The organism is Geodermatophilus sp. URMC 64, from assembly GCF_053502555.1.
Genome location: NZ_CP199955.1, coordinates 1,148,391 through 1,173,958, shown reverse-complemented (window position 1 = coordinate 1,173,958; position 25,568 = coordinate 1,148,391). Strand labels below are relative to the sequence as shown.

At 74.1% G+C, this 25,568-nt stretch carries 22 protein-coding genes; 17 read left to right on the top strand and 5 right to left on the bottom strand.

Translation table 11 applies throughout. From position 1 onward, the window contains the following. Positions 1 to 6 precede the first annotated feature (6 nt). Together ACWIYF_RS05865 and ACWIYF_RS05860 are read left to right on the top strand one after the other, a co-directional pair. Positions 7 to 3,855 carry a multifunctional oxoglutarate decarboxylase/oxoglutarate dehydrogenase thiamine pyrophosphate-binding subunit/dihydrolipoyllysine-residue succinyltransferase subunit gene (locus ACWIYF_RS05865; protein ID WP_448627178.1) on the top strand — a complete coding sequence of 1,283 codons (3,849 nt, stop codon included), beginning with the start codon at positions 7 to 9 and terminating at the stop codon, positions 3,853 to 3,855. A gap of 18 nt (positions 3,856 to 3,873) precedes the next feature. Next, positions 3,874 to 4,059, top strand: coding sequence for a DUF6104 family protein (locus ACWIYF_RS05860; RefSeq protein ID WP_448627177.1), 186 nt, complete (start codon positions 3,874 to 3,876; stop codon positions 4,057 to 4,059). 15 nt (positions 4,060 to 4,074) lie between these two features. Here the strand turns inward: ACWIYF_RS05860 and ACWIYF_RS05855 are convergent, their stop codons facing one another. Continuing rightward, positions 4,075 to 5,559, bottom strand: coding sequence for a carboxylesterase/lipase family protein (locus tag ACWIYF_RS05855; RefSeq protein ID WP_448627176.1), 1,485 nt, complete (start codon positions 5,557 to 5,559; stop codon positions 4,075 to 4,077). Positions 5,560 to 5,649: 90 nt separating this feature from the next. Here ACWIYF_RS05855 and ACWIYF_RS05850 point away from each other — a divergent pair, with 90 nt between their 5' ends. The 5 genes from ACWIYF_RS05850 to ACWIYF_RS05830 all read left to right on the top strand — a co-directional run bounded on the left by ACWIYF_RS05850 (position 5,650) and on the right by ACWIYF_RS05830 (position 12,539). Further along, positions 5,650 to 6,363: a metal-dependent hydrolase gene (locus ACWIYF_RS05850; RefSeq protein WP_448627175.1), complete on the top strand. Its 714-nt coding sequence runs from the start codon at positions 5,650 to 5,652 to the stop codon at positions 6,361 to 6,363. 59 nt (positions 6,364 to 6,422) lie between these two features. Continuing rightward, the gene (locus ACWIYF_RS05845; protein WP_448627174.1) at positions 6,423 to 8,639 is read left to right on the top strand and encodes an ATP-binding protein; all 2,217 of its coding nucleotides are present in this window, start codon (positions 6,423 to 6,425) and stop codon (positions 8,637 to 8,639) included. A 60-nt stretch (positions 8,640 to 8,699) separates the two neighbouring features. Then, positions 8,700 to 10,274 (top strand): FAD-dependent monooxygenase, encoded by a 1,575-nt coding sequence (locus ACWIYF_RS05840; RefSeq protein WP_448627173.1) that lies wholly within the window; start codon positions 8,700 to 8,702, stop codon positions 10,272 to 10,274. Continuing rightward, a complete protein-coding gene (locus ACWIYF_RS05835) occupies positions 10,247 to 11,428 on the top strand; it encodes an RtcB family protein (RefSeq protein ID WP_448627172.1) in 1,182 nt (393 codons plus the stop codon). Before ACWIYF_RS05840 ends, ACWIYF_RS05835 begins: the two co-directional genes overlap by 28 nt. Before the next feature lie 145 nt (positions 11,429 to 11,573). After that, positions 11,574 to 12,539 carry a 2-hydroxyacid dehydrogenase gene (locus ACWIYF_RS05830; protein WP_448627171.1) on the top strand — a complete coding sequence of 322 codons (966 nt, stop codon included), beginning with the start codon at positions 11,574 to 11,576 and terminating at the stop codon, positions 12,537 to 12,539. A 33-nt stretch (positions 12,540 to 12,572) separates the two neighbouring features. Here ACWIYF_RS05830 and ACWIYF_RS05825 read toward each other — a convergent pair whose 3' ends face one another. Further along, positions 12,573 to 13,763, bottom strand: a complete 1,191-nt coding sequence (locus tag ACWIYF_RS05825) for an NAD(P)-dependent malic enzyme (protein ID WP_448627170.1) — start codon at positions 13,761 to 13,763, stop codon at positions 12,573 to 12,575. Positions 13,764 to 13,838: 75 nt separating this feature from the next. Between ACWIYF_RS05825 and ACWIYF_RS05820 the strand changes: the two genes are divergently transcribed. Further along, positions 13,839 to 14,444 (top strand): dTDP-4-dehydrorhamnose 3,5-epimerase family protein, encoded by a 606-nt coding sequence (locus tag ACWIYF_RS05820; protein ID WP_448627169.1) that lies wholly within the window; start codon positions 13,839 to 13,841, stop codon positions 14,442 to 14,444. Between the two features lie 167 nt (positions 14,445 to 14,611). Continuing rightward, positions 14,612 to 16,228 (top strand): FAD-dependent monooxygenase, encoded by a 1,617-nt coding sequence (locus tag ACWIYF_RS05815; RefSeq protein ID WP_448627168.1) that lies wholly within the window; start codon positions 14,612 to 14,614, stop codon positions 16,226 to 16,228. Here the strand turns inward: ACWIYF_RS05815 and sodX are convergent. Further along, on the bottom strand, positions 16,225 to 16,563 hold the full coding sequence (gene sodX, locus ACWIYF_RS05810) for a nickel-type superoxide dismutase maturation protease (protein WP_448627167.1): 339 nt from the start codon (positions 16,561 to 16,563) through the stop codon (positions 16,225 to 16,227). The genes ACWIYF_RS05815 and sodX overlap by 4 nt on opposite strands. Before the next feature lie 78 nt (positions 16,564 to 16,641). On the opposite strand from sodX, the gene sodN reads away from it, so the two are divergent. The 6 genes from sodN to ACWIYF_RS05780 all read left to right on the top strand — a co-directional run bounded on the left by sodN (position 16,642) and on the right by ACWIYF_RS05780 (position 21,658). After that, positions 16,642 to 17,046 carry a superoxide dismutase, Ni gene (gene sodN, locus ACWIYF_RS05805; protein ID WP_448627166.1) on the top strand — a complete coding sequence of 135 codons (405 nt, stop codon included), beginning with the start codon at positions 16,642 to 16,644 and terminating at the stop codon, positions 17,044 to 17,046. A 128-nt stretch (positions 17,047 to 17,174) separates the two neighbouring features. Further along, a complete protein-coding gene (locus tag ACWIYF_RS05800) occupies positions 17,175 to 18,440 on the top strand; it encodes a PP2C family protein-serine/threonine phosphatase (protein WP_448627165.1) in 1,266 nt (421 codons plus the stop codon). An 87-nt stretch (positions 18,441 to 18,527) separates the two neighbouring features. Beyond that, positions 18,528 to 19,181 (top strand): phosphatidylserine decarboxylase, encoded by a 654-nt coding sequence (locus tag ACWIYF_RS05795; protein WP_448627164.1) that lies wholly within the window; start codon positions 18,528 to 18,530, stop codon positions 19,179 to 19,181. Positions 19,182 to 19,195: 14 nt separating this feature from the next. Beyond that, entirely contained in the window at positions 19,196 to 19,996 is an 801-nt protein-coding gene (pssA, locus tag ACWIYF_RS05790; RefSeq protein ID WP_448627163.1) for a CDP-diacylglycerol--serine O-phosphatidyltransferase, read from the top strand. Positions 19,997 to 20,048: 52 nt separating this feature from the next. Then, positions 20,049 to 20,864: an N-acetyltransferase family protein gene (locus ACWIYF_RS05785; RefSeq protein ID WP_448627162.1), complete on the top strand. Its 816-nt coding sequence runs from the start codon at positions 20,049 to 20,051 to the stop codon at positions 20,862 to 20,864. A gap of 11 nt (positions 20,865 to 20,875) precedes the next feature. After that, a complete protein-coding gene (locus tag ACWIYF_RS05780; protein ID WP_448627161.1) occupies positions 20,876 to 21,658 on the top strand; it encodes an HAD-IIA family hydrolase in 783 nt (260 codons plus the stop codon). Between the two features lie 14 nt (positions 21,659 to 21,672). Here ACWIYF_RS05780 and ACWIYF_RS05775 read toward each other — a convergent pair whose 3' ends face one another. Continuing rightward, on the bottom strand, positions 21,673 to 22,155 hold the full coding sequence (locus ACWIYF_RS05775) for a hypothetical protein (RefSeq protein ID WP_448627160.1): 483 nt from the start codon (positions 22,153 to 22,155) through the stop codon (positions 21,673 to 21,675). Positions 22,156 to 22,239: 84 nt separating this feature from the next. On the opposite strand from ACWIYF_RS05775, the gene ACWIYF_RS05770 reads away from it, so the two are divergent. After that, positions 22,240 to 23,262 (top strand): diacylglycerol/lipid kinase family protein, encoded by a 1,023-nt coding sequence (locus ACWIYF_RS05770; RefSeq protein ID WP_448627159.1) that lies wholly within the window; start codon positions 22,240 to 22,242, stop codon positions 23,260 to 23,262. A 351-nt stretch (positions 23,263 to 23,613) separates the two neighbouring features. Beyond that, entirely contained in the window at positions 23,614 to 23,865 is a 252-nt protein-coding gene (locus tag ACWIYF_RS05765) for a WhiB family transcriptional regulator (RefSeq protein WP_448627158.1), read from the top strand. A 181-nt stretch (positions 23,866 to 24,046) separates the two neighbouring features. On the opposite strand, the gene ACWIYF_RS05760 is transcribed toward ACWIYF_RS05765, so the two are convergent. Then, positions 24,047 to 25,531 (bottom strand): sensor histidine kinase, encoded by a 1,485-nt coding sequence (locus ACWIYF_RS05760; RefSeq protein ID WP_448627157.1) that lies wholly within the window; start codon positions 25,529 to 25,531, stop codon positions 24,047 to 24,049. Positions 25,532 to 25,568: the final 37 nt, after the last annotated feature.

Sequence of the window (25,568 nt, the reverse complement as noted above, 5' to 3'; positions counted from 1 at the left end):
TCAAGCGTGAGCTCATCCCGGCCGTCCTCCACGTCCTCCTCCTCGGTGGCAGGCTTCGGCACCAACGAGTGGCTGGTCGAGGAGATGTACCAGCAGTACCTCGCCGACCCGTCCAGCGTGGACCAGGCCTGGCACGAGTTCTTCGCCGACTACCGGCCGGGCAGCCCGGTCGCCTCCGGCCTGGACCGTGCGCAGCCGGCGCAGACCACCCAGGACGACGCCGCCGCGCAGAGCCCCGCGGCTCCGGCGCCGGCGGAGGACGACGCGGCCGAGGCCACCGGCGCGCAGGGCTCGGCCACCCAGGCCGGCCCGGCCGCCGCGCCGGCCACGCCGCCGCCGAGCTCGCGCGCCACCACCGTCGAGGAGCGCACCGAGGCCACCGTCGTCCACCGGGCCGCGGAGCGCACCGAGCAGCAGCAGCCGGCCGCCCCCGCCGCCAAGCCGGCGCCCGCCAAGGCGCAGCCGGCTGCGTCCTCCCCCGCCCGCCCAGAGGCCGACGGCGGCAAGCGCACGCCGCTGCGCGGCGCCGCCGCCAGCGTGGTCAAGAACATGAACGCCTCGCTGACCGTCCCGACGGCGACCAGCGTGCGCGCGGTGCCCTCCAAGCTGCTGGCGGACAACCGCATCGTCATCAACAACCACCTCGCCCGCGCGCGCGGCGGGAAGGTCTCGTTCACCCACCTGATCGGCTACGCGCTGGTCCGGGCGCTGGACGACTTCCCGAACATGAACAACGCCTACGCCGAGGTCGACGGCAAGCCGACCCTGGTGCAGCCCGAGCACGTCAACTTCGGCCTGGCCATCGACCTGCCGAAGGCCGACGGCTCGCGCTCACTGGTCGTCGCCTCGATCAAGGGCGCCGAGACGATGGACTTCGCCCAGTTCTGGGGCGCCTACGAGGACATCATCCGGCGGGCCCGCAGCAACAAGCTGACCATCGAGGACTTCCAGGGCACCACGATCAGCCTGACCAACCCGGGCACGATCGGCACCAACCACTCGGTGCCGCGGCTGACCGCCGGGCAGGGCGCGATCATCGGCGTCGGCGCGATGGAGTACCCGGCCGAGTTCCAGGGGATGAACCCGGAGACGCTCGCCGAGCTGGCCGTCTCGAAGATCATCACGCTGACCTCGACCTACGACCACCGGATCATCCAGGGCGCCGAGTCCGGCGACTTCCTGCGCCGGCTGCACGGCCTGCTCCTAGGCGAGGACGGCTTCTACGACCAGGTCTTCCGCTCGCTGCGGATCCCCTACGAGCCGGTCCGCTGGGTGCCGGACGTGCGGATCAGCCACGAGGGGCAGATCGACAAGGAAGCCCGGGTCATCGAGGTCATCGAGTCCTACCGGCGCAACGGCCACCTCATGGCCGACACCGACCCGCTGGAGTTCAAGGTCCGGACCCACCCCGACCTCGACATCGTCCAGCACGGGCTCACCCTGTGGGACCTCGACCGGCAGTTCCCCGTCGGCGGCTTCGCCGGCGAACGCACGATGGCTCTGCGGGACATCCTCGGCGTGCTGCGCAACTCGTACTGCCGCACGGTCGGCATCGAGTACATGCACATCACCGACCCCGAGGAGCGCGAGTGGCTGCAGAAGCGCATCGAGGTCAAGCACGAGCAGCCCGACCGTGAGAAGCAGAAGCACATCCTCGGCCGGCTCAACGCCGCCGAGGCGTTCGAGACGTTCCTGCAGACCAAGTACGTCGGCCAGAAGCGGTTCAGCCTCGAGGGCGGCGAGTCGGTCATCCCGATCCTCGACGAGGTGCTGATCGCCGGCACCGACTACGACCTCGACGAGGTCACCATCGGCATGGCCCACCGCGGCCGGCTGAACGTGCTCGCGAACGTGCTCGGCAAGAGCTACTCGAAGATCTTCGGCGAGTTCGAGGGCAACATCGACCCCTCGACCGTCCAGGGCTCCGGCGACGTGAAGTACCACCTCGGCGCCGAGGGCACCTTCAAGAACCCGTTCCGCGACGACGAGATCGCCGTCTCGCTGGCGAGCAACCCCAGCCACCTCGAGACGGTCAACCCGGTGCTCGAGGGCATCGCCCGCGCCAAGCAGGACATCCTCGACAAGGGCGAGGGCGGCTTCACCGTGCTGCCCGTCCTGCTGCACGGCGACTCGGCCTTCGCCGGCCAGGGCGTCGTCGCCGAGACGCTGAACCTCTCGCAGCTGCGCGGCTACCGCACCGGCGGCACCGTGCACGTCGTCATCAACAACCAGGTCGGCTTCACCACGAGCCCGGCCGCGGCCCGGTCGAGCCTGTACTCGACCGACGTCGCGCGGATGATCGGCGCGCCGATCTTCCACGTGAACGGCGACGACCCCGAGGCGTGCGTGCGGGTGGCCCGGCTGGCGGTCGACTACCGGCAGGCGTTCAAGAAGGACGTCGTCATCGACCTCATCTGCTACCGCCGCCGCGGGCACAACGAGGGCGACGACCCGTCGATGACCCAGCCGCTGATGTACGACATCATCGACCGCAAGCGCTCGGTCCGGAAGCTGTACACCGAGGCCCTCGTCGGCCGCGGCGACATCACGCTGCAGGAGGCCGAGGAGGCGCTCAAGGACTACCGCGGCCAGCTGGAGCGGGCCTTCGCGGAGACCCACGACGTCCAGGACTCCTCCAAGCCGGAGCCCGTCATGGACCCGCGCACCCCGCAGGAGTCCACGGTGCGGACGGCGATCACGCCCGAGATCCTCAAGATCATCGGCGACGCGCACGTCTCCCTGCCGGAGGAGTTCAACGTCCACCCCAAGCTCAAGCGGATGCTCGAGCGGCGCGCGGCGATGGCCAGCGAGGGCGACATCGACTGGGCGATGGGCGAGCTGCTGGCCTTCGGCTCGCTGCTCATGGAGGGTGTCCCGGTCCGGCTGGCCGGTCAGGACTCCCGGCGCGGCACCTTCGTGCAGCGGCACTCGGTGCTCATCGACCGGGAGACCGCGGCCGAGTACACGCCGCTGGCACACCTGACCGAGGACCAGGCGAAGTTCTTCGTCTACGACTCGCTGCTCTCCGAGTACGCGGCCCTCGGCTTCGAGTACGGCTACTCGGTGGCCCGCCCGAAGGCGCTGGTGCTCTGGGAGGCGCAGTTCGGAGACTTCGTCGACGGCGCCCAGATGGTCATCGACGAGTTCATCAGCTCCGGCGAGGCCAAGTGGGGGCAGCGCTCCGGCGTCGTCATGCTCCTGCCGCACGGCCTCGAGGGGCAGGGCCCGGACCACTCCAGCGGCCGGATCGAGCGGTTCCTGCAGCTGTCGGCGGAGAACAACATGACCGTCGCCAACTGCACGACCCCGGGTAACTACTTCCACCTGCTGCGCCGGCAGGCGCTCTCCGACGTGCACCGGCCGCTGGTCGTGTTCACGCCGAAGTCGCTGCTGCGCGCGAAGGCGGCGGTCAGCCAGGTCGCCGACTTCACCGAGGAGAACTTCCGGCCGGTGCTGGGCGACCCGGGGGTGGGCGGCGAGCCGCTGGACCCGTCGTCCGTGCGCCGGGTGCTGCTCTGCAGCGGCAAGGTCGCCTACGACCTGGGCGCCCACCGCGAGGCCGAGGGCCTCGCCGACACCGCGATCCTGCGGGTCGAGCAGCTCTACCCGCTGCCCGCCGAGCAGATCCGCGCCGAGCTCGACCGCTACCCGAACGCCCAGGACCTGGTCTGGGTTCAGGAGGAGCCGGCCAACATGGGCGCCTGGCAGTTCATGGCGATCAACCTGCCCGAGCACCTCGGCGGCCGGACGCTGCGCCGGATCAGCCGCAAGGCGTCGGCCAGCCCGGCGGTCGGGTCGGCCAAGGTGCACGAGGTCGAGCAGCGGGAGCTGGTCGCCTCGGCCTTCACCGGCTGATCGTCCACGTCACCGACCGTGTACTTCACCGACAGAGGCCTGGAGGAGCTGGCCGACCGGCGGGGCGAGGAGGAGGTCACCCTCGCCTGGCTGGCCGACCAGCTCCAGGCCTTCGTCGACCGGTATCCGGACTTCGAGGTGCCGGTCGAGCGCTTCGCCACCTGGCTGGCGCGCGGCGGCACCGACGACGACGGCGACGACTGAGACAGGGCCCCCGGTCTAGCGGATGCCGTCCCAGAGGGCCCGCTGCTCGCCGCGCGGGTCCTCGACCAGCTGCACCTGCTCGCCGAAGTCCTGCACCGGCCGCCGGTCCAGGTCGTAGGGCGCCCAGCCGGGGTCGCCGTCGCGCACGAACCGCACCCAGGCGTCGTGCATGGCGTCGGCGAGGTGCTGCGGCGCCGCGGAGCCCATCAGGGCACCGTGGGCCTCGAGCGCCAGGGTGTCGAACGTGAAACCGAGCTCGAGTGCGTGGCAGGCGCCGAGCCGGCCGCCGAACTGCGGCGACGGCCAGGAGAACTCGTACATCCAGCTGCGCCCGGCCGTGGCCTCGGCGAGCCGGATCGCCGGCATGCGGAAGAACCAGTCGGTCGCGACGTCGGCGAGCAGCTCACCGGCCGACGCCCCCGGCCTCCCCGCGCCGTACACCTCCAGGCCCTTGTCGACCTGCAGCCCGTAGCCCGCCACCGCCATCCGCACCAGCGGCTCGGTCGCCATGTCGATGAGCCCGTTCGGGACGAGGAAGAGGCGGTGCTCGTCCCGGTTGGCGCCGACCAGGACGGCGACGTCGCGGGCCGACCCCGCGGCGATGCGCCGGATCGGCAGGTCGGGGAGCACCTCGCCGTCGATCACCGGCTCGAAGGCCATCAGGTTGGCCGTCACCTCCCCCCAGCGCTCGGGGTCGGGCACGAGCTGCGCCTCCTGGGTGATGCCCACCTGGGCGGCGATCAGCTCGTCGAGCGGAACGCCGGCCAGCGCCTCCCGCTGCGGGGGCAGGTTGAGCCGCTCGGCGAGGTAGCCCCCGATCTTCGTCGCGGTGGCCGCGCTCAGCGCGTGGTGGGCGGCTCCGCTCTGCAGCACCGCCTGGGCGAACAGCCCCTCCGCCGACGGCATCGCCAGCAGGCAGCCGACGCTCATCCCGCCCGCCGACTCGCCCCCGATGGTGACCCGGGCGGGGTCGCCGCCGAACGCGGCGATGTTCTCCTGCACCCAGCGCAACGCGGCCACCTGGTCGAGCAGCCCGCGGTTGGGCGGGGAGTCGTCGGCGAAGTGCAGGAAGCCGTCGACGCCGAGCCGGTAGTTGATCGTCACGCAGACCACGCCGTCGCGGGCGAACGTGGCGCCGTCGTACACCGGGACGGCGCCGGAGCCGTTGACGAACGCGCCGCCGTGGATCCACAAGAAGACCGGCAGTCCCGCGGCGGTCGGGTCCGGGGTCCAGACGTTGAGGTTGAGGCAGTCCTCGCCGGGGATCTGCGGCTCGGGCAGCAGCACGTCGTACGGCGGCGCGTACGGCGGCTTGGGCGCGGTGGGGCCGTACTCCGTGGCCGGCCGGACGCCGTCCCACGGCTCCGGCGGCGCCGGTGCGGCGAACCGCCGAAGCCCGAACGGAGGTGCCGCGTACGGGATGCCGCGGAAGGCGTGCACGCCGTCCCGGGTCGTCCCCCGCACCTGTCCGCTCGTCGTCCGCACCGTGGGCTCCGTCATGCCAGCGGAACCTACCGCCGGCCGGTCCCGGCACGGGCCACCGCGGTGCGCCTTCGCCACGGAACGACGCGACAGCGGCACCCTGAGTGCGTGCTCGGTCACTCCCACGCCCTCTCCGGCCTCGCCGCCGGCGCCGCGACCTTGCCGTGGGCGCCGGTCCACGGCGCCGTCGCCCAGGGCGCCTGGGTCGCCGCGGCGGGCGGGTTCGCGATGCTGCCCGACCTCGACCAGCAGCGGACGACGATCTCGCGCATGTGGGGGCCGGTCACCGACCTGCCCGCGGCGCTGATCAACAAGCTGTCCGGCGGGCACCGGTGGGGCACTCACGACGCGTTGCTCGCCCCGGTCGTCCTCGGCTTCCTGGCGATGGCCGCGACGCAGACCTTCCCGACCAGCCTGCTCGTCCTCGCCCTCGCGATCGGGCTGGCGCTGCGGGCGCTGAACTTCGTCATCCCGGGACGGGCCGAGAACACCGTCATCGGCAACCTGGTGCTCTCCTGGGGCGGGGCCTGGCTGTTCCTCGACCACAGCCCGCCGCCGCTGTGGCTGCCGTGGGCGGTCGCCGTCGGCGTGCTGGCGCACATCCTGGGCGACTTCCTGACCCGCGAGGGGATCCCGGTCCCGGTGATCTGGATCCTGCACCGCTGCCGGTTCGCGCTCATCCACCTGCGCACCGGCGCGACCGTCGAGAAGGTCGTGCTCGTCCCGGCGTTCTCCCTCGCGACCCTGGTGTTCCTGTACCTGAACACCGGCATCTCCGGAGCGGTCGACCCGGTCGTGGAGCGGATCACCGGCAGCGGCTGAACTCGGTCCGCGGCGGCTCCCGCGGCGTAGCCTCCAGGCCGCCGCACGGGAGGACCGCCATGGCGTCACTGCCCCGGCAGGTCGACAGCTTCGTGGGCCGCGACGATGCGGTCCGGGGCCTCGGCCGGCTGCTCGACGAGGCCACGATCGCCACCGTCGTCGGGCCGGGCGGCGTGGGCAAGACGCGGCTGGCGCTGGAGGCCTCGTCCCGCGCCGCGGTCCGCTTCCCCGACGGCGTGTGGTTGGTCGACCTGTCCGGGGCGCGGTCGCCCGACGACGTCGCGGGCGCGGTCGCGGTCGCCCTCGCGATCACCCCTGGCGCGGCCGACGCCGTCCCGCTGCTCGCCGAGCGGCTCGGGCAGCGGCGCGTCCTGCTCCTGCTCGACAACTGCGAGCATCTCGTCCAGCCCGTCGCGACCCTGGTCGCCGCCCTGGCCCGGGACTGTCCCGGCCTGACGGTGCTCGCCACCAGCCGCGAGCCGCTGGCCGTCCGCGGCGAGCGGCTCTTCCCCGTCCCCCCGCTGGCCGAGGCGGACGCCGTCCGGCTGTTTCTGGATCGCGCCCGCGCCGCGGATCCGGGCTTCGACCCCGGTCCGGCCGACGTCCGTGCCGTGGCCGCGATCTGCCGCCGGTTGGACGCCCTGCCGCTGGCCATCGAGCTCGCGGCGCCGTGGGTGCGCACGTTCGCCCCCTCCGACCTGCTGCCCCTCCTCACCGACCACCTCGCGCTGCCCCCGCCCGACGTCCGCGACCGGCCGCCCCGTCAGCGCACCATGCGGGCAACCGTCGAGTGGAGCCACGAGCTGCTTGCCGTCCCGCAGCGGGTGCTGTTCCGGCGGCTGGGAGTGTTCGCCGGGCCGTTCGGGCTGCCCGCGGCGCAGCGGATCTGCGGGGGTCCTCCCCTGCGGGAGGAGCTCGTCGCGCCGGTCCTGGCCGCCTTGCACGACCGCTCCCTGCTGGTCGTCGAGCGGGCCGAGGGCACCGGACGGCGGTACCGGTTGCTCGAGGTGGTGCGCGAGCTGGCGCTCGAACGACTGGCGGAGTCCGGCGAGACGGACGAGCTGCGCCGTCGGCACCTCGAGCACCACCTCACCGAGGCCGAACGGGTCGACACCCGCCGGCAGGCCACGGGCAGCGACGCCGGGGTCGCCGAGTTGCTCCGGGCGGCCGACGACCACCGCGCCGCCCTGGCGTGGGCCCTGGAGCACGACCCGGACCGCGGGCTGCGGCTGGCCGCGGCGCTCGAGAGCTTCTGGATGGTCCGGTCGGTCGCCGAGGGCCGCAGCCGGCTGCAGCAGGCGCTGGAGCGTGCCCCGGAGCCGACGGCTGCGCGGGCGCGCGCGCTCACGGTCGCCCCCCTGGTCGTGGCGGGTGGGCTGCCCTGGCCGGAGGCCCGACGGCTCGTGTCGGAGGCCATCGCGATCCGGGAGTCCGCGGGCGACCGGACCGGCGTCGCGGCCGCCCGGCTGGTGCTGGCCCTCGCCACCTTCTTCGCCGGCGAGCTGGACGCCGCCCTGCGCAGCATCGACGACGCGCTCGCCACGGGACCGCTGCCGCCGCTGCTGGACGCCCGCGCGCGCATCTACCGGGCCACGGTGCTCGCCTTCTCCCCCGGCGGGCTCGGCGAGGGGCGGCGCCGGCTCGAGGAAGGGCGGGCCCGTGCCGCGGCCATCGGGGACGGCTGGGGGCGCGGCATGGCGCTGACCATGCTCGGCCTGGCCGACCTCCGGGCCGGGGACCCCGATGCGGCCCACCGGCACCTGCGCGACGCCCTGGGCGGTGCGCTGCAGGCCGGCGTCACGGCCGCTGCGGTCGGCGGGTTCGGCGAGCTGACCCTGCGCACCGACGCCCGCCGCGGCCTCGTCCTGCTGGAGGCGGCCTCCGCGGTCCGTGAGCGCACCGGCGTCGCCGCTTTCCCGGTGCCGGTGGGCCGGCAGCTCGAGCGCGCCCGGACGACGGCGCGGCGCCGGCTGGCCGGCCCGGTGGCCGAGCGCTGCCGGGCGCGGGCCAGGGCGATGACGACGGAGGAGGCGATCTCCTTCGCGCTCGCTCCGTGCGACGACGGGGACGCCGGCCGGCTCACCCCGCGGCAGCAGGAGGTCGCGCTGCTGGTCGCCGCCGGGGCGAGCAACCGCGAGATCGCCGAGCGTCTGAGCGTCTCGGTGCGCACGGCCGAGACGCACGTGGGCCACGTCCTGGAGAGCCTCGGCCTGCACCGGCGCACCGATCTGGCGGCCTGGGCGCACGAGACCGGGCTCGCCCCGCGGTCTCCGTAGTCGGCCGGCCGTGGTTCCACGGTCCCGGGGCGAGGCCGACCGCTCCTACGGTCGCCCGCCATGGAGCGCACCGATTCCCGATCCGTCCTCGTCGTGGGCGCCGGCCCGACCGGGTTGCTGCTCGCCGCGCAGCTGGCCGAGGCGCAGGTGCCGGTCCGTGTCGTCGACCGCCGGCCGGACGCCGTGACGGAGAGCCGCGCCGTCGCCGTCCACGCCCGTGCGCTGGAGACCCTGGCCGGCCTCGGCGTGGCCGACGAGCTGCTCGCCCGGGGCCGCCGGGTGAGCGGCTTCGCCCTCTGGGACGGCCGCCGCCGGCTGACCCGCATCGACTTCGGCCGGCTCGACTCGCCCTTCCCCTTCCTGCTGGACGTGCCGCAGACCCACACCGAGCGGGTGCTGCACGACCGGCTCGCCGCACGCGGCGTCGTGGTGGAGCGGGCGACAGAGCTGGTCGGCCTCGTCGACCTCGGGGACGGGGTGACCGCCACGCTCCGAGGACCGCACGGGCCGGAGGCGGCCGACGCCTCGTACGTGGTGGGCTGCGACGGCGCGCACAGCACCGTGCGCCGCCTGCTCGGCATCCCGTTCCCCGGGTCGCGGTACGCCGACGACTGGCTGCTCGCCGATGTCGCCGTCGACTGGGACCGCCCGCCCGACGACGTCCACGTCGTCTTCAACCCCGGTGGCCGGGCGGTCGTCTTCATGCCGCTGCCGGCGGACCGCTGGCGGGTGATCGTCTACTCCGCCCCGGGTGCCCCGGCCGGCCCACCGTCGCCGGCCGAGATCGCCGAGCTGGTCGCGCGGCGGGTCCCGGGACCGATCGCGCTGCGGGATCCCAGCTGGACCGCCCGCTTCGCCACCCACCGGCGCTCGGCCGCGAGCTACCGGCGGGGCCGGGTGTTCCTCGCCGGGGACGCCGCCCACCTGCTCAGTCCGGCCGGTGGTCAGGGGCTCAACACCGGCCTGCTCGATGCGGCCAACCTCGGCTGGAAGCTGGCCGCCGTCCTCACCGCGGGAGCGAGCGAGCAGCTGCTGGACTCCTACGAGGCCGAGCGGGCGCCGGTGGGCACGCAGGTGCTCGCGCTCAGCGACCGCCTGCTGCGGCTCAGCGCGGTGACGGGGTCCTGGCGGCGGGCGGCACGGTCCGCCGCGGTGCCGGCGGTCACCCACCTGCCCGGCGTGCGGGCGAGGGCGGCCGGGCGGATCGCCCAGCTGTCGGTCGGCTACCGGGGCGGCCCGCTGACCGAGCCGGGTGGCCGCGCGGGGTTGCGCGCGCCCGGCGTCCTGCCGGCTCCGGGCCCGGCGTGCACCCTTGTCGTGGCCGGAGGGCCGGACGACGAGCGCCGGCTGCGGGCCTGGCTCGACCGGGCACCGGGCGCCGTCCGGTTGCTGCGCCTGGCGCCGCCCGGCACGCCACCGGGCGCCGGCGTGCTGTCCGACCCTGACGGGCGGCTCGCCCGGTGGTACCGAGCCGGAGGTGGGGTGCACCTGATCCGGCCCGACGGCTACCTGGCGGCCTCGGGGACGGCGGCCGTCGAGCGGGCCCTGCAGCGGCTCTACGGGAACTCGGTCGCGGAGCGGAGCGGGTCCGCGCAGACTCGGGAGTCGTGGAACAGCTCTCCGACAAGCTGCTGAACTGGGCGAGCATCCTCGACGAGCAGACCCGGATGCAGGCCGAGCGCACCGCCTCGCTCCCGTTCGTGCACCCGCACGTCGCCCTCATGCCCGACGCCCACCTCGGCAAGGGCGCGACGGTCGGCTCGGTGCTGCCGACCAGGGAGGCGATCATCCCGGCGGCGGTCGGGGTGGACATCGGCTGCGGCATGATCGCCGTCCGCACGCCGTGGTCGGTCGACGAGGTGCGCGCCCGGGGCCCGCTGGCGCCGCTGCGCGGTGACATCGAGCGGGCGGTGCCGCTGTCGGCGGGCAGGTACAACAAGCGGCTCACCGACACGGCGAAGACCCGTGTCGCCGCGCTGGAGGAGTACGGCGAGGAGCTCGGCGTCCTCCAGTCGGTGAACTCCGTCGCCCCGAACTGGCCGATGCAGCTGGGCAGCCTCGGGTCGGGCAACCACTTCATCGAGGTCACCGCCGACGAGCAGCAGCGGGTCTGGCTGTTCCTGCACTCGGGCAGCCGAGGGGTCGGCAACAGGATCGCCTCGCGGCACATCGCGATCGCGCGGGAGCGGGCGCACCGCGAGCGGCTGGACCTGCCCGACCGCGACCTGGCCTGGCTGGACGAGGGGACGCGGGAGTTCGACCGCTACATCGCGGAGCTGCAGTGGGCGCAGCGGTTCGCGCTGCTCAACCGCGAGGAGATGATGGACCGGGTCGCCGACTGCCTGGCCCGGCACATGCGGGAGGACGCGACGCCGGAGCTGGAGCGGATCAACGCCCACCACAACTTCACCCAGCGGGAGCGGCACGACGGCGTCGACCTGTGGGTGTCCCGCAAGGGCGCGATCCAGGCGAAACAGGGCCAGGACGGGCTCATCCCCGGCTCCATGGGGACGGCGAGCTACGTGACCACCGGCCTGGGCAACCCGCTGGCGCTGGAATCCGCACCCCACGGCGCCGGGCGGGCCTACTCGCGCGGGGCGGCGCGGCGCACGTTCACCCGCGAGCAGCTCGAGGCGGCCATGGCCGGCATCGAGTGGCGGCACAGCGACGTCTTCCTCGACGAGATCCCTTCCGCGTACAAGCCGGTCGACGTCGTCATGGACGACGCGAAGGACCTGGTCGAGATCCGGCACACCCTGCGGCAGCTGGTGAACGTCAAGGGCGACTGAGAAAGGACCCCGGGGATGGGCTGCCCGCTCGGGGATCCATGGCGCGCTGTCCCGGGGTCGAAGTCGTGCTCCCGGGGTGCTGCAGGACCCCCGGAGCACGAGTTCGACCCGAGGAGCGCTCCGTGAGCGGCTACGGTTCTCCGCCGTGAGCGGGCCCGTCTACATCCCCCGGCTGCTGACCGACGACGCGATGGCGGTCCTGGCCGAGCTCGGCCTGCCGCTGGTCATCGGCGAGGAGCGTCCGCCGACCCGCGAGGAGCTGCTGCGCGGCGTCGCGGGCGCGACCGCGGTCGTCTGCACGCTCACCGAGCGGATCGACGCCGACGTCCTCGACGCGGCCGGCCCGCAGCTGCAGGTGGTCGCCAATGTCGCGGTCGGCTACGACAACATCGACGTCCCGGCGGCGGCCGACCGCGGCGTCGTCGTCACCAACACCCCGGGCGTCCTGGACGACGCGACCGCCGACCTCGCCCTCGGGCTGATGCTCGCGGCCGCCCGCCGCATCGCCGAGGGCGACCGCTTCCTGCGCCGCGCCGAGCCCTGGGTCTGGGGGCCGCGGATGATGGTCGGCCTCGACCTCTCCGCCGGCGCCACGCTCGGCATCGTCGGCTACGGCCGGATCGGCCGGGCGGTCGCCCGGCGGGCCCGTGGCTTCGGCCTGCGGCTGCTGGCCACCCCGACCCGCACGCCGCTGTCCGACGAGGACGCCGCCGGGGTGTCGTTCGTGGAGCTCGACGGGCTGCTCGCCGAGGCCGACGTCGTCACCCTGCACGTGCCGCTGACCGAGGCGACCCGGCACCTGATCGACGACGCCGCGCTCGCGCGGATGCGGCCGACCGCGCTGCTGGTGAACACCGCCCGCGGCCCGATCGTCGACACCGACGCCCTGGTCCGGGCGCTGCAGGAGGGGCGGATCGGCGGCGCGGCACTCGACGTCTTCGAGGACGAGCCGCAGGTCGACCCACGGCTGCTCGCGCTGGAGCGGGTGGTGCTCACCCCGCACCTGGGCAGCGCCGCGTCGGCCACCCGCAGCGCGATGTGCGGGCTGGCGGTGCGCAACGTCGCCGAGGTCCTCGCCGGCCGCCCGCCCCTCACGCCCGTCGGAGTGTGAGAGCGCAGGAAACCTGCGCCCTCACACTCCGCATCAGGGGGTGACGCCCTCCGCGCGGGCGCACGCGGCGACCGCCTCGGCGACGGCGCTGGCCACCCGGCGGTCGAGCGGGCTGGGCACGATGTGGTCCGGCCGCAGCTCGTCCCCCACGACGTCGGCGATCGCGGTGGCCGCGGCCAGCTTCATCTCCTCGGTGATGGCGGTGGCGCCGGCGTCGATCGCCCCGCGGAAGACCCCGGGGAACGCCAGCACGTTGTTGATCTGGTTCGGCAGGTCGCTGCGGCCGGTGGCGACGACGGCCGCGTACTTGGCCGCCATGTCCGGGTCGACCTCGGGGATCGGGTTGGCCAGCGAGAACACGATGCAGTCCTTCGCCATGGTTGCGATCGCCGACTCCGGCACCGAGCCGCCCGACAGGCCCAGGTAGACGTCGGCCCCGGCCAGCGCGTCGACCATGGTGCCCGCGTGCCGCGCCTCGTTGGTGTTGTCGACCAGCCACCGCTTGATCGACGTCAGGTCCTCGCGGCCGGGGTGCAGGATGCCCCGGGAGTCGGCCACGGAGATGTCCCCGACCCCCGCCTCGAGCAGGATCTTCGTGCAGGCCACCCCGGCGGCCCCCGCTCCGGCGACGACCACCCGCAGGTCGGAGATCTCCCGGCCCACCACCCGCGCGGCGTTGCGCAGCGCCGCCAGGACGACGATCGCCGTCCCGTGCTGGTCGTCGTGCATGACGGGGATGGACAGCGACTCCCGCAGCCGGTCCTCGATCTCGAAGCAGCGCGGCGCGCTGATGTCCTCGAGGTTGATCCCGCCGAAGGACGGCGCGATCGCCTCCACCGCGGCCACGATCCCGTCGACGTCGGTGGTCGAGAGCACGACCGGCACCGCGGACAGCCCGCCGAACTCGCTGAACAGGCAGGCCTTGCCCTCCATGACCGGCAGCGCCGCGGCCGGGCCGATGTCGCCCAGACCGAGGACGGCGGTGCCGTCGGAGACGACCGCCACCACGCGCGGCGCCCAGGTGAACCGGCGCGCCAGCTCCGGCTCGGCGGCGATCGCGCTGGAGACGCGGGCGACCCCCGGGGTGTAGGTCAGCGCCAGGTCGGCGATCGAGTCGATGGACCGCGTCGGGCGTACCGCCAGCTTGCCGCCCTCGTGCACCGCGAACGCCGGGTCGCCGGCGAAGCGCTCGGGATCGTTGCCGCCCTGGTGCTGGTCACCCATGGAACGGGGAGCGTAATCGCGGGGTCAGCCGCCCGCCGACGGGCCCACCCCCGCGGTTCGCCTACGGTCTCCCGCGTGGAGATCCGCCAGCTCGCCGTGCGCGACAGCTATGTGGTCGACCTGGTGCCCCACGGGGACGCCCGCGGCCGGTTCACCGAGTGGTACCGCGCCGACGTGCTCACCGGCGCCCTCGGGTTCGCGCTGCCCCTCGCCCAGGCCAACCACAGCGTCTCGGCCCGCGGCGTGCTGCGCGGCGTGCACTTCGCGCTCGTCCCGCCCGGCCAGGCCAAGTACGTGTACTGCCCGGCCGGCCGGGTCCTCGACGTCGTCGTCGACGTGCGGGTGGGCTCGCCGACGTTCGGGGTCCACGACGCCGTCGTGCTCGACAGCGAGCAGCCACGAGCGGTGTACCTCGCCGAGGGCCTGGGGCACGCGTTCCTCGCCCTGGAGGACCGCACCTCGGTGACCTACCTGGTCTCCAGCGGCTACGCCCCCGACCGGGAGTTCGGCGTCTCCCCGCTCGACCCGGCGCTGGACCTCCCCTGGCCGGACGACGTCGAGCTGGAACTGTCAGCCAAGGACCGCGCCGCGCCCACCCTCGAGGAGGCGCGCGCCCAGGGCCTGCTGCCGACCATGGAGCAGTGCCTCGCCCGGTACGCCGAGCAGCGCACCACGAGCTGAGCGCGGACGGCCGTCCGCACCCGGTGGCCCGCGCCATCGTCCTCGGCCGATGTGACTCTTGACACACTGCAACGGTCGCACCAGGGTGGCCTCGTCGCGCTCGTCGGTCGCCATGCGGACAACCGTCCTCATGGCGGCCCGGGCCCTCTCCGCCGAGGAGACGCGTGGTGAACCCCCTCGAGGTACCCGTGACCATCGTCGGTGGCAGCCTCGTGGGCCTGACCACCTCGCTGCTGCTCGCCGCCCAGGGCGTGCCGCACGTCGTGGTGGAGCGACACCGCGGCACCGCGGTGCACCCGCGCGCCGCGTCGTTCCACCAGCGGACGATGGAGATCTTCCGCAGCGTCGGCCTCCAGGAGGCCGTCGAGGAGGCCGCCACCCGGGAGTTCGTGCAGAACGGCGCCATCGTGTCGGTGCCGAGCCTGGCCAGCCCGGACATGACCTTCTTCTTCCGGCACTTCAACGAGGGTGTCGAGCACCTCAGCCCGACGTCGCGGCTGTTCATCACGCAGATCGGGCTGGAGCCGCTGCTGCGCGACCGCGCCCGCGAACTCGGCGCGGATCTGCGCTACGCGACCGAACTGGTCGACGTCGAGCAGGACGACGACGGCGTCACGTCCGTTCTCCGTCCCCGGGACGGCGGGCCGGAGCAGGTGGTGCGCTCGGAGTACCTCGTCGCGGCGGACGGGGCGCACAGCGTCGTGCGCGACCGGCTGGGCATCGACCTGGTCGGCCGGGGGTCCTTCGCCGAGTGCGTGACGATCTACTTCCGCGCCGACCTGCGCGACCTGATCGGCGACCGGAACCTCAGCGTCGTCTACGTGAACCACCCCGAACTGCTGGGGTTCTTCCGGTTCTCCCTCGCCGGCGACTCCGGCTTCCTCGCCGTGTTCTCGACCGTCGAGCCCGACGGCACCCGGGACACCCATGTCGCCGAGGGGCTGGACGCGGCGCGCTGCGCCGACCTGGTCCGCAAGGCCCTCGGCCGCACCGACGTCCCCGTCGAGGTCGACAACGTGCAGCGGTGGACGGCGGCCGCGGCGCACGCCGCGCAGTTCGGCGCCGGGCGGATGTTCCTCGCCGGCGACGCCGCGCACGTCATGCCGCCCACCGGTGGCTTCGGGGGCAACACGGGCGTGGCGGACGCGCACAACCTGGCCTGGAAGCTGGCCATGGTCACGCGGGGCGTCGCGGGCCGCGGCCTTCTGGACACCTACGACGCCGAACGCCGCCCGGTCTGCGACCTCATCGTCGAACAGGCCTACACGCGCTACGTGCTCCGGGTGGACCCCTCGCTGCCCCGCGACGACCTGGCGGCGCCCATGGACGACGCCTCGATCGAGCTGGGCCCGGTGCACCGCTCGGAGGCGATCGTCGCCGAGGAGCCCGACGACGGCGCCCCGCTGGTCGATCCGCGAGAGCCGGGTGGGCGCCCGGGCACCCGCGCGCCGCACGTCCCCGTCGTCCGGGACGGCGGAACGGGATCGGTGCTGGACCTGTTCGGGCGCGACCTCGTCCTGCTCGCGGGGGCGAAGGGCGACCGGTGGTGCGCGGCCGCGGAGCAGGCCGCGGCCGCATCCGGGGTGCCGCTGACGGCGCACACGGTCGCGGCGGCCGGGTCGGTGGTGGACGCCGACGGCCGCTTCGCCGAGGCCTTCGGGGTGGACGAGGACGGCGCCGTCGTCGTCCGCCCGGACGGGACCGTGGCCTGGCGGTCCCGGCGCGCGGTCGAGGAGCCGGCCGCAGTGCTCGACGGCGTCCTGCGGCGGGTGCTGGCCCGCTAGCCGACGGACGGCGGACCGCCCAGCCGGCCCGGGCGCGGCCAGAGCCGGCCGACCACCCGGCCGACCGGCACGGCGACGCCGAACGCCCGGCTGTCGTCGGTGACCAGCGGGTTGTCCCCCACCACCCAGCTGCCGCCGGGCTCCACCCGCTGCACCCGCTTGACGACGAGCAGCTCCGGCCGGGAGGGGAAACGGGCCAGGACCACGGCGCCCGGGGCCACCCGCGTGCCCGGACGGAGCCGGCGGACCAGCAGCCGGTCGCCGTGGCGGACGGTCGGGGACATCGACGGGCCGGTGACCCGGGCCAGCACCCATGTCGTGGCGAGCGGGGTCACTCCGCTCCCGCTGTCGCTCCCGATCACCGCGAGTAGGGTCGCAGACGACCCGAAAACACGACATCCGGAGGCACATCCATGCGTTTCACCCGCATGTTCTCCGCCGTCGAGGCCACCGCGCACTGCGACCTCCCCTGCGGCGTGTACGACCCGGCCCAGGCCCGCATCGAGGCGGAGTCCGTCAAGGCGATCCAGCAGAAGTACCAGGACAACGAGGACCCGGTCTTCCGGCAGCGGGCCGTGCTCATCAAGGAGCAGCGCGCCGACCTCGTGAAGCACCACCTGTGGGTGCTGTGGACCGACTACTTCAAGCCGCCGCACTTCGAGAAGTACCCGCAGCTGCACGAGCTGTTCAACAAGGCCACCAAGCAGGCGGGCGCCGCCGGTGGCAAGGGCAGCATGGACCCCGCCGAGGGCCAGAAGCTGCTCGACTACATCGCCGAGATCGACAAGATCTTCTGGGAGACCAAGGCCGCGGCCTGACCGAGTTGCTCCGCGACCGCTGCCGGGCCGCCCGCACGGGGCCGCCCGGCAGCGCCGTCTCCGGCGAGGCCGCTCCAGCCAGGGCCAGGGACCCGTTCGGGCACGGTCCGTCCGCCTAGGGTCGCGCCATGCATGCCTCCGGCGCTCCGTCGTTCGACGTCGGCCAGTTCCTCGAGCGGGTCGAGGCGGCCGCACCGATCGAAGCCGTCGAGCAGGTCGCGGACGCCCTGGCCGACTGGGTCGAGGCTCGTCGCGTCACGTTCCTGATCGCCGACTTCAGCGGCCGCTCCGTGGTCCGGCTGACCTCCACCGGCCCGGCCCTCGAGGGTTCCCGCAGCCGGTCCGAGGAGCACGCCGAGACCGTCTCGCTCGCGGGCAGCCGCTACGAGCGGGTGCTCCGGACGCAGCAGATGGACGTGCAGTCCCTCGGCGACGGGGCTCGGCTGATCGTGCCGGTCACCGACCGCGGGGACGCGATCGGGCTCATCGAGCTGGACCTGCCGCGCCCCGCCGGACCGGAGGTGGTGGCCGACGTCTCCGCCGCCGCTCATGCGCTGGCCTACGTGGTGATCGCGGCGCGCCGCCACACGGACGTGTTCGAGTGGGGCCAGCGGACGACGCCCTTCTCGCTCGCCGCGGAGATCCAGCGCCGGCTGCTGCCCAGCTCCTACACCTGCGAGGCCGGGCAGTTCACCCTCGCCGGATGGCTGGAACCGGCCGCCGCGGTCGGGGGTGACACCTTCGACTACGCGCTGGACCGCCATTCGCTGCAGGTGTCGATCACCGACGCGGTCGGCCACCAGGTTCCCGCCGCCCTGCTGGCCACACTGTTCGTGGGTGCCCTGCGCAACGCTCGGCGCAGGGGCCTGGACCTCGACGAGCAGGCCCGGTACGCCAACGACGCCCTGCTCCAGCACGCCTCGGCCGAGCAGTTCGTCACGGGCCAGCTGGCCCGGATCGACCTGCGCACCGGCACGGCCGTCATCCTCAACGCCGGCCACCCCGCTCCGCTCCGGCTCCGCGCCGGCGGGGTGGAGGAGATCCGTCTGGACGTCGAGCCGCCGTTCGGGGTGGTGTCCGGCCGGGGGTACGCCCTGCAGCGGCTCGCCCTCGAGCCGGGCGACCGGATCGTCTTCCTCACCGACGGCATGCAGGAGCGCAATGCCGCCTCGTTGGATGTCGCCCGGGCGCTGGCCGACACCGCCGATCTGCATCCGCGGGAGGTGGTCCACGCGTTGGGCGACGCCGTCCTGCACGCGACCGGCGGCGACCTGCGCGACGACGCGACCATGGTCTGCCTGGACTGGTACGGCGGCCCGCCCCGGCGGCGGGACAGCGAGTACGGCGCGGACCGCGACCTCGCCTCCGCCGCCCGGCGGCCCGGCGGCGCCTGAGCACGCGTTCGAGCCCGACGCCGGCCAGCGCCCGACCCGGTCGTCCGGCGGTGCGGTCCTGGGCCCTGACGGTACCGTTTGCTCACGATGCGCATCGACCGGGCCGGGTGGCCCTTCATCACCGGGCCCCTCGCCCCCGCCGCCGTCCTGGCGGTCGCGGGCCGGCGCCGGTTCCGGCTGCTGGCCTGGCCTTTCGTGCTGCTGTCGGCCTACATGGCGCTGTTCTTCCGCGATCCGGACCGCCCCTGCGACGCCGCGCCGCCGCCGCCGGACGACGTCCTCTCCCCCGCCGACGGCATGGTCATGGTCGCGGGCGAGCCGCAGGAGGGCGTGGCGCCCGAGGGCGACTGGCAGCAGATCAGCGTCTTCCTCTCGGTGGTCGACGTGCACGTGAACCGCTCGCCGTACCACGGCGAGGTCGTGGAGAGCTCCTACCGCAGGGGCAGCTTCCTGGCCGCCTACCGCAAGGAGTCCGCGCACCGCAACGAGCGCAGCGAGATCTGGCTGCGCGACGGCGACCGCACCGTGGTGTTCCGCCAGATCGTCGGCGTGCTCGCCCGCCGCATCGTCACCCGCACCGGCGTCGGGCAGAAACTGGCGACCGGTGAGCGCATGGGCCTGATGAAGTTCGGGTCCCGCATGGACGTCTTCGTGCCCCCGGAGTGCACGGTCACCGTGCGGAAGGGGCAGCGCGTGCGCGGCGGCGAGACCGTCATCGCCCGCTGGCCCGGAACCCGCTGAGGGGACGCCCGCCGATGCCTCCGACCCGGCGCACGGCCACCGTCGAGTTCGTCCGCGGCTCCGGCCGGCGCGCCCGGCGCCGCGCCCTGGCCACGCTGCCCAGCCTGTTCACGCTGGCCAACATGATGTGCGGCTTCCTCGCCATCCTGGTGTCGATCCGCGGCCAGTACACCTTCGCCGCCATCCTGGTCGGGCTCTCGGTCGTCTTCGACATCACCGACGGCGCGGTCGCCCGGCTGGTCGGCGCGGTGACGCCGTTCGGCCTGCAGTTCGACTCCCTGGCCGACCTGGTTTCGTTCGGCATGGCTCCGGCGCTGCTCGCGTTCACCCTGTTCTCGGAGGGGGACGACGCCTTCGACCCGCTGGGCTGGATCGCCTGCGGCCTCTGGGTCGCCTGCGCCGCGATCCGGCTCGCCCGCTTCAACACCACCATCGACCCGACCGCCGACAAGCGGTACTTCATCGGCATGCCGAGCCCCGGCGCCGCGGGCGTCGTCCTGGCCTCGGTGTTCGCGTTCGGGGACCAGATGCAGGGCCGCGACCGGCTGTGGGTGCTGCTGATCGTCGCCGTCCCTGCGCTGCTGATGATCAGCCGGATCCGGTTCCGCTCGTTCCGGTCCCTGGTCAGCCCCAAGAGCGGCCGGCCCTACGGGCTGATCGCCGCCGCGGTCCTGCTGGTCGTCGGCTTCGTGTTCATCCCGGTGATCACCGGTGTCGTGCTGGCCTACGGCTACCTGCTCGCGCCGATCCTCGTCCCGATCGTCTCGCCGCTGGGCCGGCTGGTGCCCGCCCGGATCAAGGAGGTCCTGACATGAGCGGCTCCGTGATCGAGCCGGCTCCGCCGGGCGGTAGCGAATCGAGGGCATCGTGAGTGTCCGGCCGATCCGCCCGGACGACGTCCCCGCGGTCGTGGGGCTGGTCCGCGAGCTGGCCGAGTACGAGAAGGCCGCGCACGAGGTGCGGCTGACCGAGGAGCAGCTGACGGTGTCCCTGTTCGGCGAGCGCCCGGCCCTCTTCGGCCACGTCGCGGAGGTGGGCGGCTCGGTCGTCGGCATGGCCCTGTGGTTCCTCAACTTCTCCACCTGGCGCGGCACGCACGGCATCTACCTCGAGGACCTCTACGTGCAGCCGCAGCACCGCGGCAGCGGCCTCGGCAAGGAGCTGCTGCGCACGCTGGCCGAGACCTGCGTGCAGGCCGGCTACGACCGGCTCGAGTGGGCGGTGCTGGACTGGAACACGCCGTCCATCGACTTCTACAAGGCGCAGGGCGCGGTCCCGATGGACGAGTGGACCGTCTTCCGGCTCACCGACGACGCCCTGCCACGTTCGCCGCGCGGCGCCGGGATGCCGGCGGCGCCGGTCGGACCTAAGGTCGCGCGAATGGCGGACATGGACCTGCCGGCGCTGGTGCGGCGCCGCCTCGCCGAACTGGGCATCACGCCCGTGCAGGCCTCCCGGCTGGCCGACTGGGCCATCGCGCCGGAGACGATCGAGCACCTCGCCGAGGGGCGCCGCTCCGGGCTGGTGAGCGAGCGGCTCGCGCGGGCGCTCGCGGTGGCGCTCGGGGTGCCGGAGAACCGGGTCCGCCGGGCGGCCGGCCTGCCGGAGACGCCCGACCCGCGCGAGAGCATCGAGACCGGCCCGCACCTGCGGGTGATCAAGGGCGGGGACCGCTCCCGATAGGGTCGGCAACCGTGGGTCACGACCGCGGACGGGCCGAGTGCTGGCTCACCGACATGGACGGCGTCCTGGTGCACGAGGGCAACGCCCTGCCCGGCGCCGCGGACTTCCTCGAGCGCCTCGTCGAGTGCGAGCGCCGCTTCCTGGTGCTGACCAACAATTCGATCTTCACCCCGCGCGACCTCGCCGCCCGGCTGTCGCGCTCCGGGCTGCACGTGCCGGAGGAGTCGATCTGGACCTCGGCGCTGGCCACGGCGGACTTCCTGTCCTCGCAGCTGCCGGGCGGCTCGGCGTACGTGATCGGCGAGGCGGGGCTCACCACGGCCCTCTACGAGGCGGGCTACACGCTCACCGACACCGACCCGGACTACGTCGTCCTCGGTGAGACGCGGACCTACTCGTTCGAGGCGATCACGCGAGCGATCCGGCTCGTCGGCGACGGCGCGCGGTTCATCGCGACCAACCCCGACGTCACCGGTCCCTCGCCGGAGGGCCCGCTGCCCGCGACCGGCTCGGTCGCCGCGATGATCACCAAGGCGACCGGCGCCGAGCCCTACTTCGTCGGCAAGCCGAACCCGATGATGTTCCGCAGCGCCATGAACCGGATCGAGGCCCACTCGGAGTCGACCGTGATGATCGGCGACCGCATGGACACCGACGTCGTCGCCGGCATCGAGGCGGGGCTGGAGACGATCCTCGTGCTCACCGGCTCGACCCGGCCGGCGGACGTGACGCGCTTCCCGTTCCGGCCCAGTCGCATCTGCGACTCGATCGCCGACGTCATCTGCCTGGTCTGAAGCAGGGCACGGGTTCAGCCGGCGCGACGGAAGAAGGCCAGCCGCGACTCGGGGGTGGCCAGCAGGTACAGCTCCACGGCGACCAGCCCGAGCACCGGCAGCCCGATCAGCGGCCGCTCGTAGGTGAACGCCGACGTGTAGCCGAACAGGGCCAGGAAGATCTGCAGGGCCACCACCGGGCCGCGCGCCCACGAGGCCACCCGCCACAGCCCGCGCGCGGCGAAGCCCAGCGCGGCCGCACCCAGGGCGGTGAAGACGACCTCCGCCAGCGCCCGTCCGGTGTCGGCCGGGTTGCTGGTGACGGTGAGGAACAGCAGCCAGCCCGCCACGGCGGCAACCGCCAGGGCCTCCACGCCGACGACGACCGCGGCCCAGCGCAGGCTGCGCGGTGCCTCCTCGGCCGGCTCGCGCCGCGGCTCGGTGGCCGGCGGCTCGGCCGCCGCACCCAGGAGGCGGTCGGCGATGCCGCGGCGCTGCGGCGGCTGGTCGTCGCTCACGCCGCGAGATTACGCGCGCCCCACACGCCTCCCTGGACCCCCGACCTCCCGGTCGGCGCGCGATCCCCTGGCTAGCCTGGGGCTATGCGCGCGCTCGTGGTGGTCAACCCGGCGGCGACCGCCACCACCCCGAAGGGCCGCGACGTCCTCGTCAGGGCGCTCGCCAGCGAGCTCAAGGTCGACGTCGCCGAGACCGGGCACCGGGGGCACGGCCGTGAGCTCGGCGCCCGCGCGGTCGCCGACGGCGTCGACGTCGTGGTGACCCTCGGCGGTGACGGCACGGTGAACGAGGTCGTCAACGGCCTGCTCGAGCACGGTCCCGCGCCGCACCTGCCCACTCTGGCCGTCGTCCCCGGCGGGTCGACCAACGTCTTCTCGCGCGCGCTGGGCCGTTCCCGGGACCCGGTCGAGGCGACCGCGGAGATCCTCGACGCGCTGCGCACCGGTCGCACCCGCCGGGTGTCGCTCGGTACCGCGAGCGCCACCGGCACGAGCACCGCGCCGGTGGCCGTGCACGACGAGGGCAGCGCACCGGCCGTCGCCGCCGCCGACGCGGCCGCCTCCCCCGAGTGGACCGACCCGCGCTGGTTCGTCTTCGCGGCCGGCCTCGGCTTCGACGCCGACGTGATCGCGCGGGTCGAGGCGCAGCGCGCCCGTGGCCGGCGCTCCACCGGCGCCCTGTACGTGCGCGAGGCGACCAGCGCCTTCCTGCTCGGCAGGGATCGGCGGCAGCCCGCGATGACGCTGTGCACGGACGGCGGGGCGCCGCTGGACGGGCTGTTCCTGTGCCTGGTGTCCAACGTCAGCCCGTGGACCTACCTGGGCGCCCGCCCGGTCAACCCGAGCCCCGAGGCGTCGTTCGAGACCGGTCTCGACGTCTTCGCGATGGGCCGCATGGGTCCCCTGCGGATGCTGCACACGCTGCGGCAGGTGATGGCCCGCCGTCCCGACGCCCGCGGCAAGGGCGTGCACCGCTTGCACGACCTGCCGGAGGTGACCCTGACGGCGTCCCGGCCGCAGGGGTGGCAGCTCGACGGCGACCACCTCGGCACCGCGACGGGACTCCGCGTGCGCAGCGTTCCCGGGGCCCTGCGCGTCGTCGGCTGAGTCCCCGCCAAGACTTTTCGCACGGCCCGCTCAGGCGGCGCACAGGCGCCTGGACTGCGCTGTTAGCACGACACCGCTGGTTGCCGTCAAGGCATTCATCGGTGTGGTGGACACGTCGAGTGGCGCACCTATCACGCGCATGGTGAGGTTGCTCACGAGGGGGTCGACGGCGACCTCGTTTCGCTTGACAGGCGTCCGGCTCGTGAAAACATCGCGAGAGGAACGCAACCTGCCGGTAACAAGGCGGTAGGAGTCGCTGAGCCACGGCGCTGGGCAACCGGTGTCGGCCCGCGTGCGGACCGAGGCCGGCGACTAGTCGCACCCGCAACTGACACCGAGGAGTACACGACCATGGACTGGCGCCACCGCGCCCTGTGCCGCGACGAGGACCCGGAGCTGTTCTTCCCCATCGGGACGACGGGCCCCGCGCTGGTGCAGATCGAGCAGGCCAAGACGGTGTGCCGGCGCTGCCCGGTGGTGCAGTCGTGCCTGGACTGGGCGCTGCGGGCGGGTCAGGACTCCGGGGTCTGGGGCGGTCTGTCGGAGGACGAGCGCCGCGCGCTCAAGCGCCGTCAGGCCCGCACCCGGGCGTACACCGCCTGACGACAGCGCCGGGAGCATCGCAGCGAGGAACGAGCGAGGAGCGGACCGGCGCGCGTAGTCAGGCCCATGAGGCAGCCTGACCTGAGCACCACCGGTACGGCACCCGCGGGTGCCGCTGCCGCCACACGCCGCGAGGCCGGTCCGGGTTCCCGGACCGGCCTCGCGGCGTGTGGCGGCCTGGTCAGCGGCGGGGCCGGCCCGCGCCCGGCACCGTCAGCACCACCTCGGTCCCCGGCCCGCGGCCCCCGGGCGGGCCCATCGCGAGCCCGCCGCCCAGCTCGCCGGTGACCAGCGTGCGCACGATCTGCAGGCCGAGCCCGTCGCTCGCGGCCGGGTCGAACTCCGCGGGCAGCCCCAGCCCGTCGTCCCGCACGCGGACGACGAGGTCGTCGCCGTCGCGCTCGGCGACCAGCTCGATCGTGCCCGGCTCCCCGTCGGGGAAGGCGTGCTCGGCCGCGTTCTGCAGCAGCTCGGTGACGGCCATGACCAGCGGCGTCGCGGTGGCCGCGGGCAGCTCCCCGAACTGACCGACGCGGCGGGCCCGGGCGGCCGGACCCACCACGGTGAGGTCGCCGAGCATCGGCAGCACCCGGTCGAGCACGTCGTCCACGTCGACGACGTCCTCCCGGCTGCCGGCCAGGGTGTCGTGGACGACGGCGATCGACGCCACCCGGCGCACCGACTCCTCCAGCGCCGCCCGCGCGGCCGGCTCGGTCATGCGCCGCGCCTGCAGCCGCAGCAGGGCCGCGACGGTCTGCAGGTTGTTCTTCACGCGGTGGTGGATCTCGCGGATCGTGGCGTCCTTGGTGAGCAGCGCGCGGTCGCGGCGGCGGACGTCGGTGACGTCGCGGACCAGCACCAGCGCCCCCGCCTCGGCACCCGGCGCCTGCAGCGGCAGCGCGCGGACGAGCATCGTGGCGGCCGGGCCCTCGACGTCCATCGGGTCGGGGAAGCTACCGGCCACCGCCGCGGTGATGCCGGCGGCCACCGCCTCGCCCACGACGCGGTCCGCGGCCGCCGCGCGCGTGACCTCGGCCAGGTCGGCACCGACCAGGTCGCCGGTGAGGCCGATCCGCCGGTAGGCCGACAGCGCGTTGGGGCTGGCGTAGGTGGCCCGCCCCTCGCCGTCCAGGCGCACCAGGCCGTCGCCGACGCGCGGGCTCATCTCGGCGTCCTGCAGCTTCTGCGGCGGGAAGGTGCCGGCCGACACCATCAGGCAGAGGTCGGCGGCGATGTCGAGGTAGGTCAGCTCGAGGGTGGACGGCGACCGGGTGACGGCCAGGTTGGTGTCCTTGGCCAGGACGGCGACGACGACGCCGTCGTGCCGCACCGGGATCACCTCGCGGCGCCGCGGGCTGACCCCGGACCAGTCCGGCTCCCCCTCGGTGACCGGCCTGCCCTCGCGGTACGCGACGACGAACGGCTCGGCCGCCACCCCGGAGGCCTCGGCACCGACGAGGTCGTCGGGCTGGCTGGTCGGGGCGGTCAGCGGCCGCACCTGCGCCACGCACCACCAGTTCCCGGACTGCAGGGGCACCCAGAGGGTCAGGTCGGCGAAGGCGAGGTCGGCCAGCAGCTGCCAGTCGGCGACCAGCCGCCGGGCGTGGTCGACCTGGGAGGGGCTGGACGCCGATCCTCGGTGGAGGCGCTCGGAGAGGCTGCTCATGGTGTTCCGAGGGTATGTGGCGCCACCGCCTACGCTG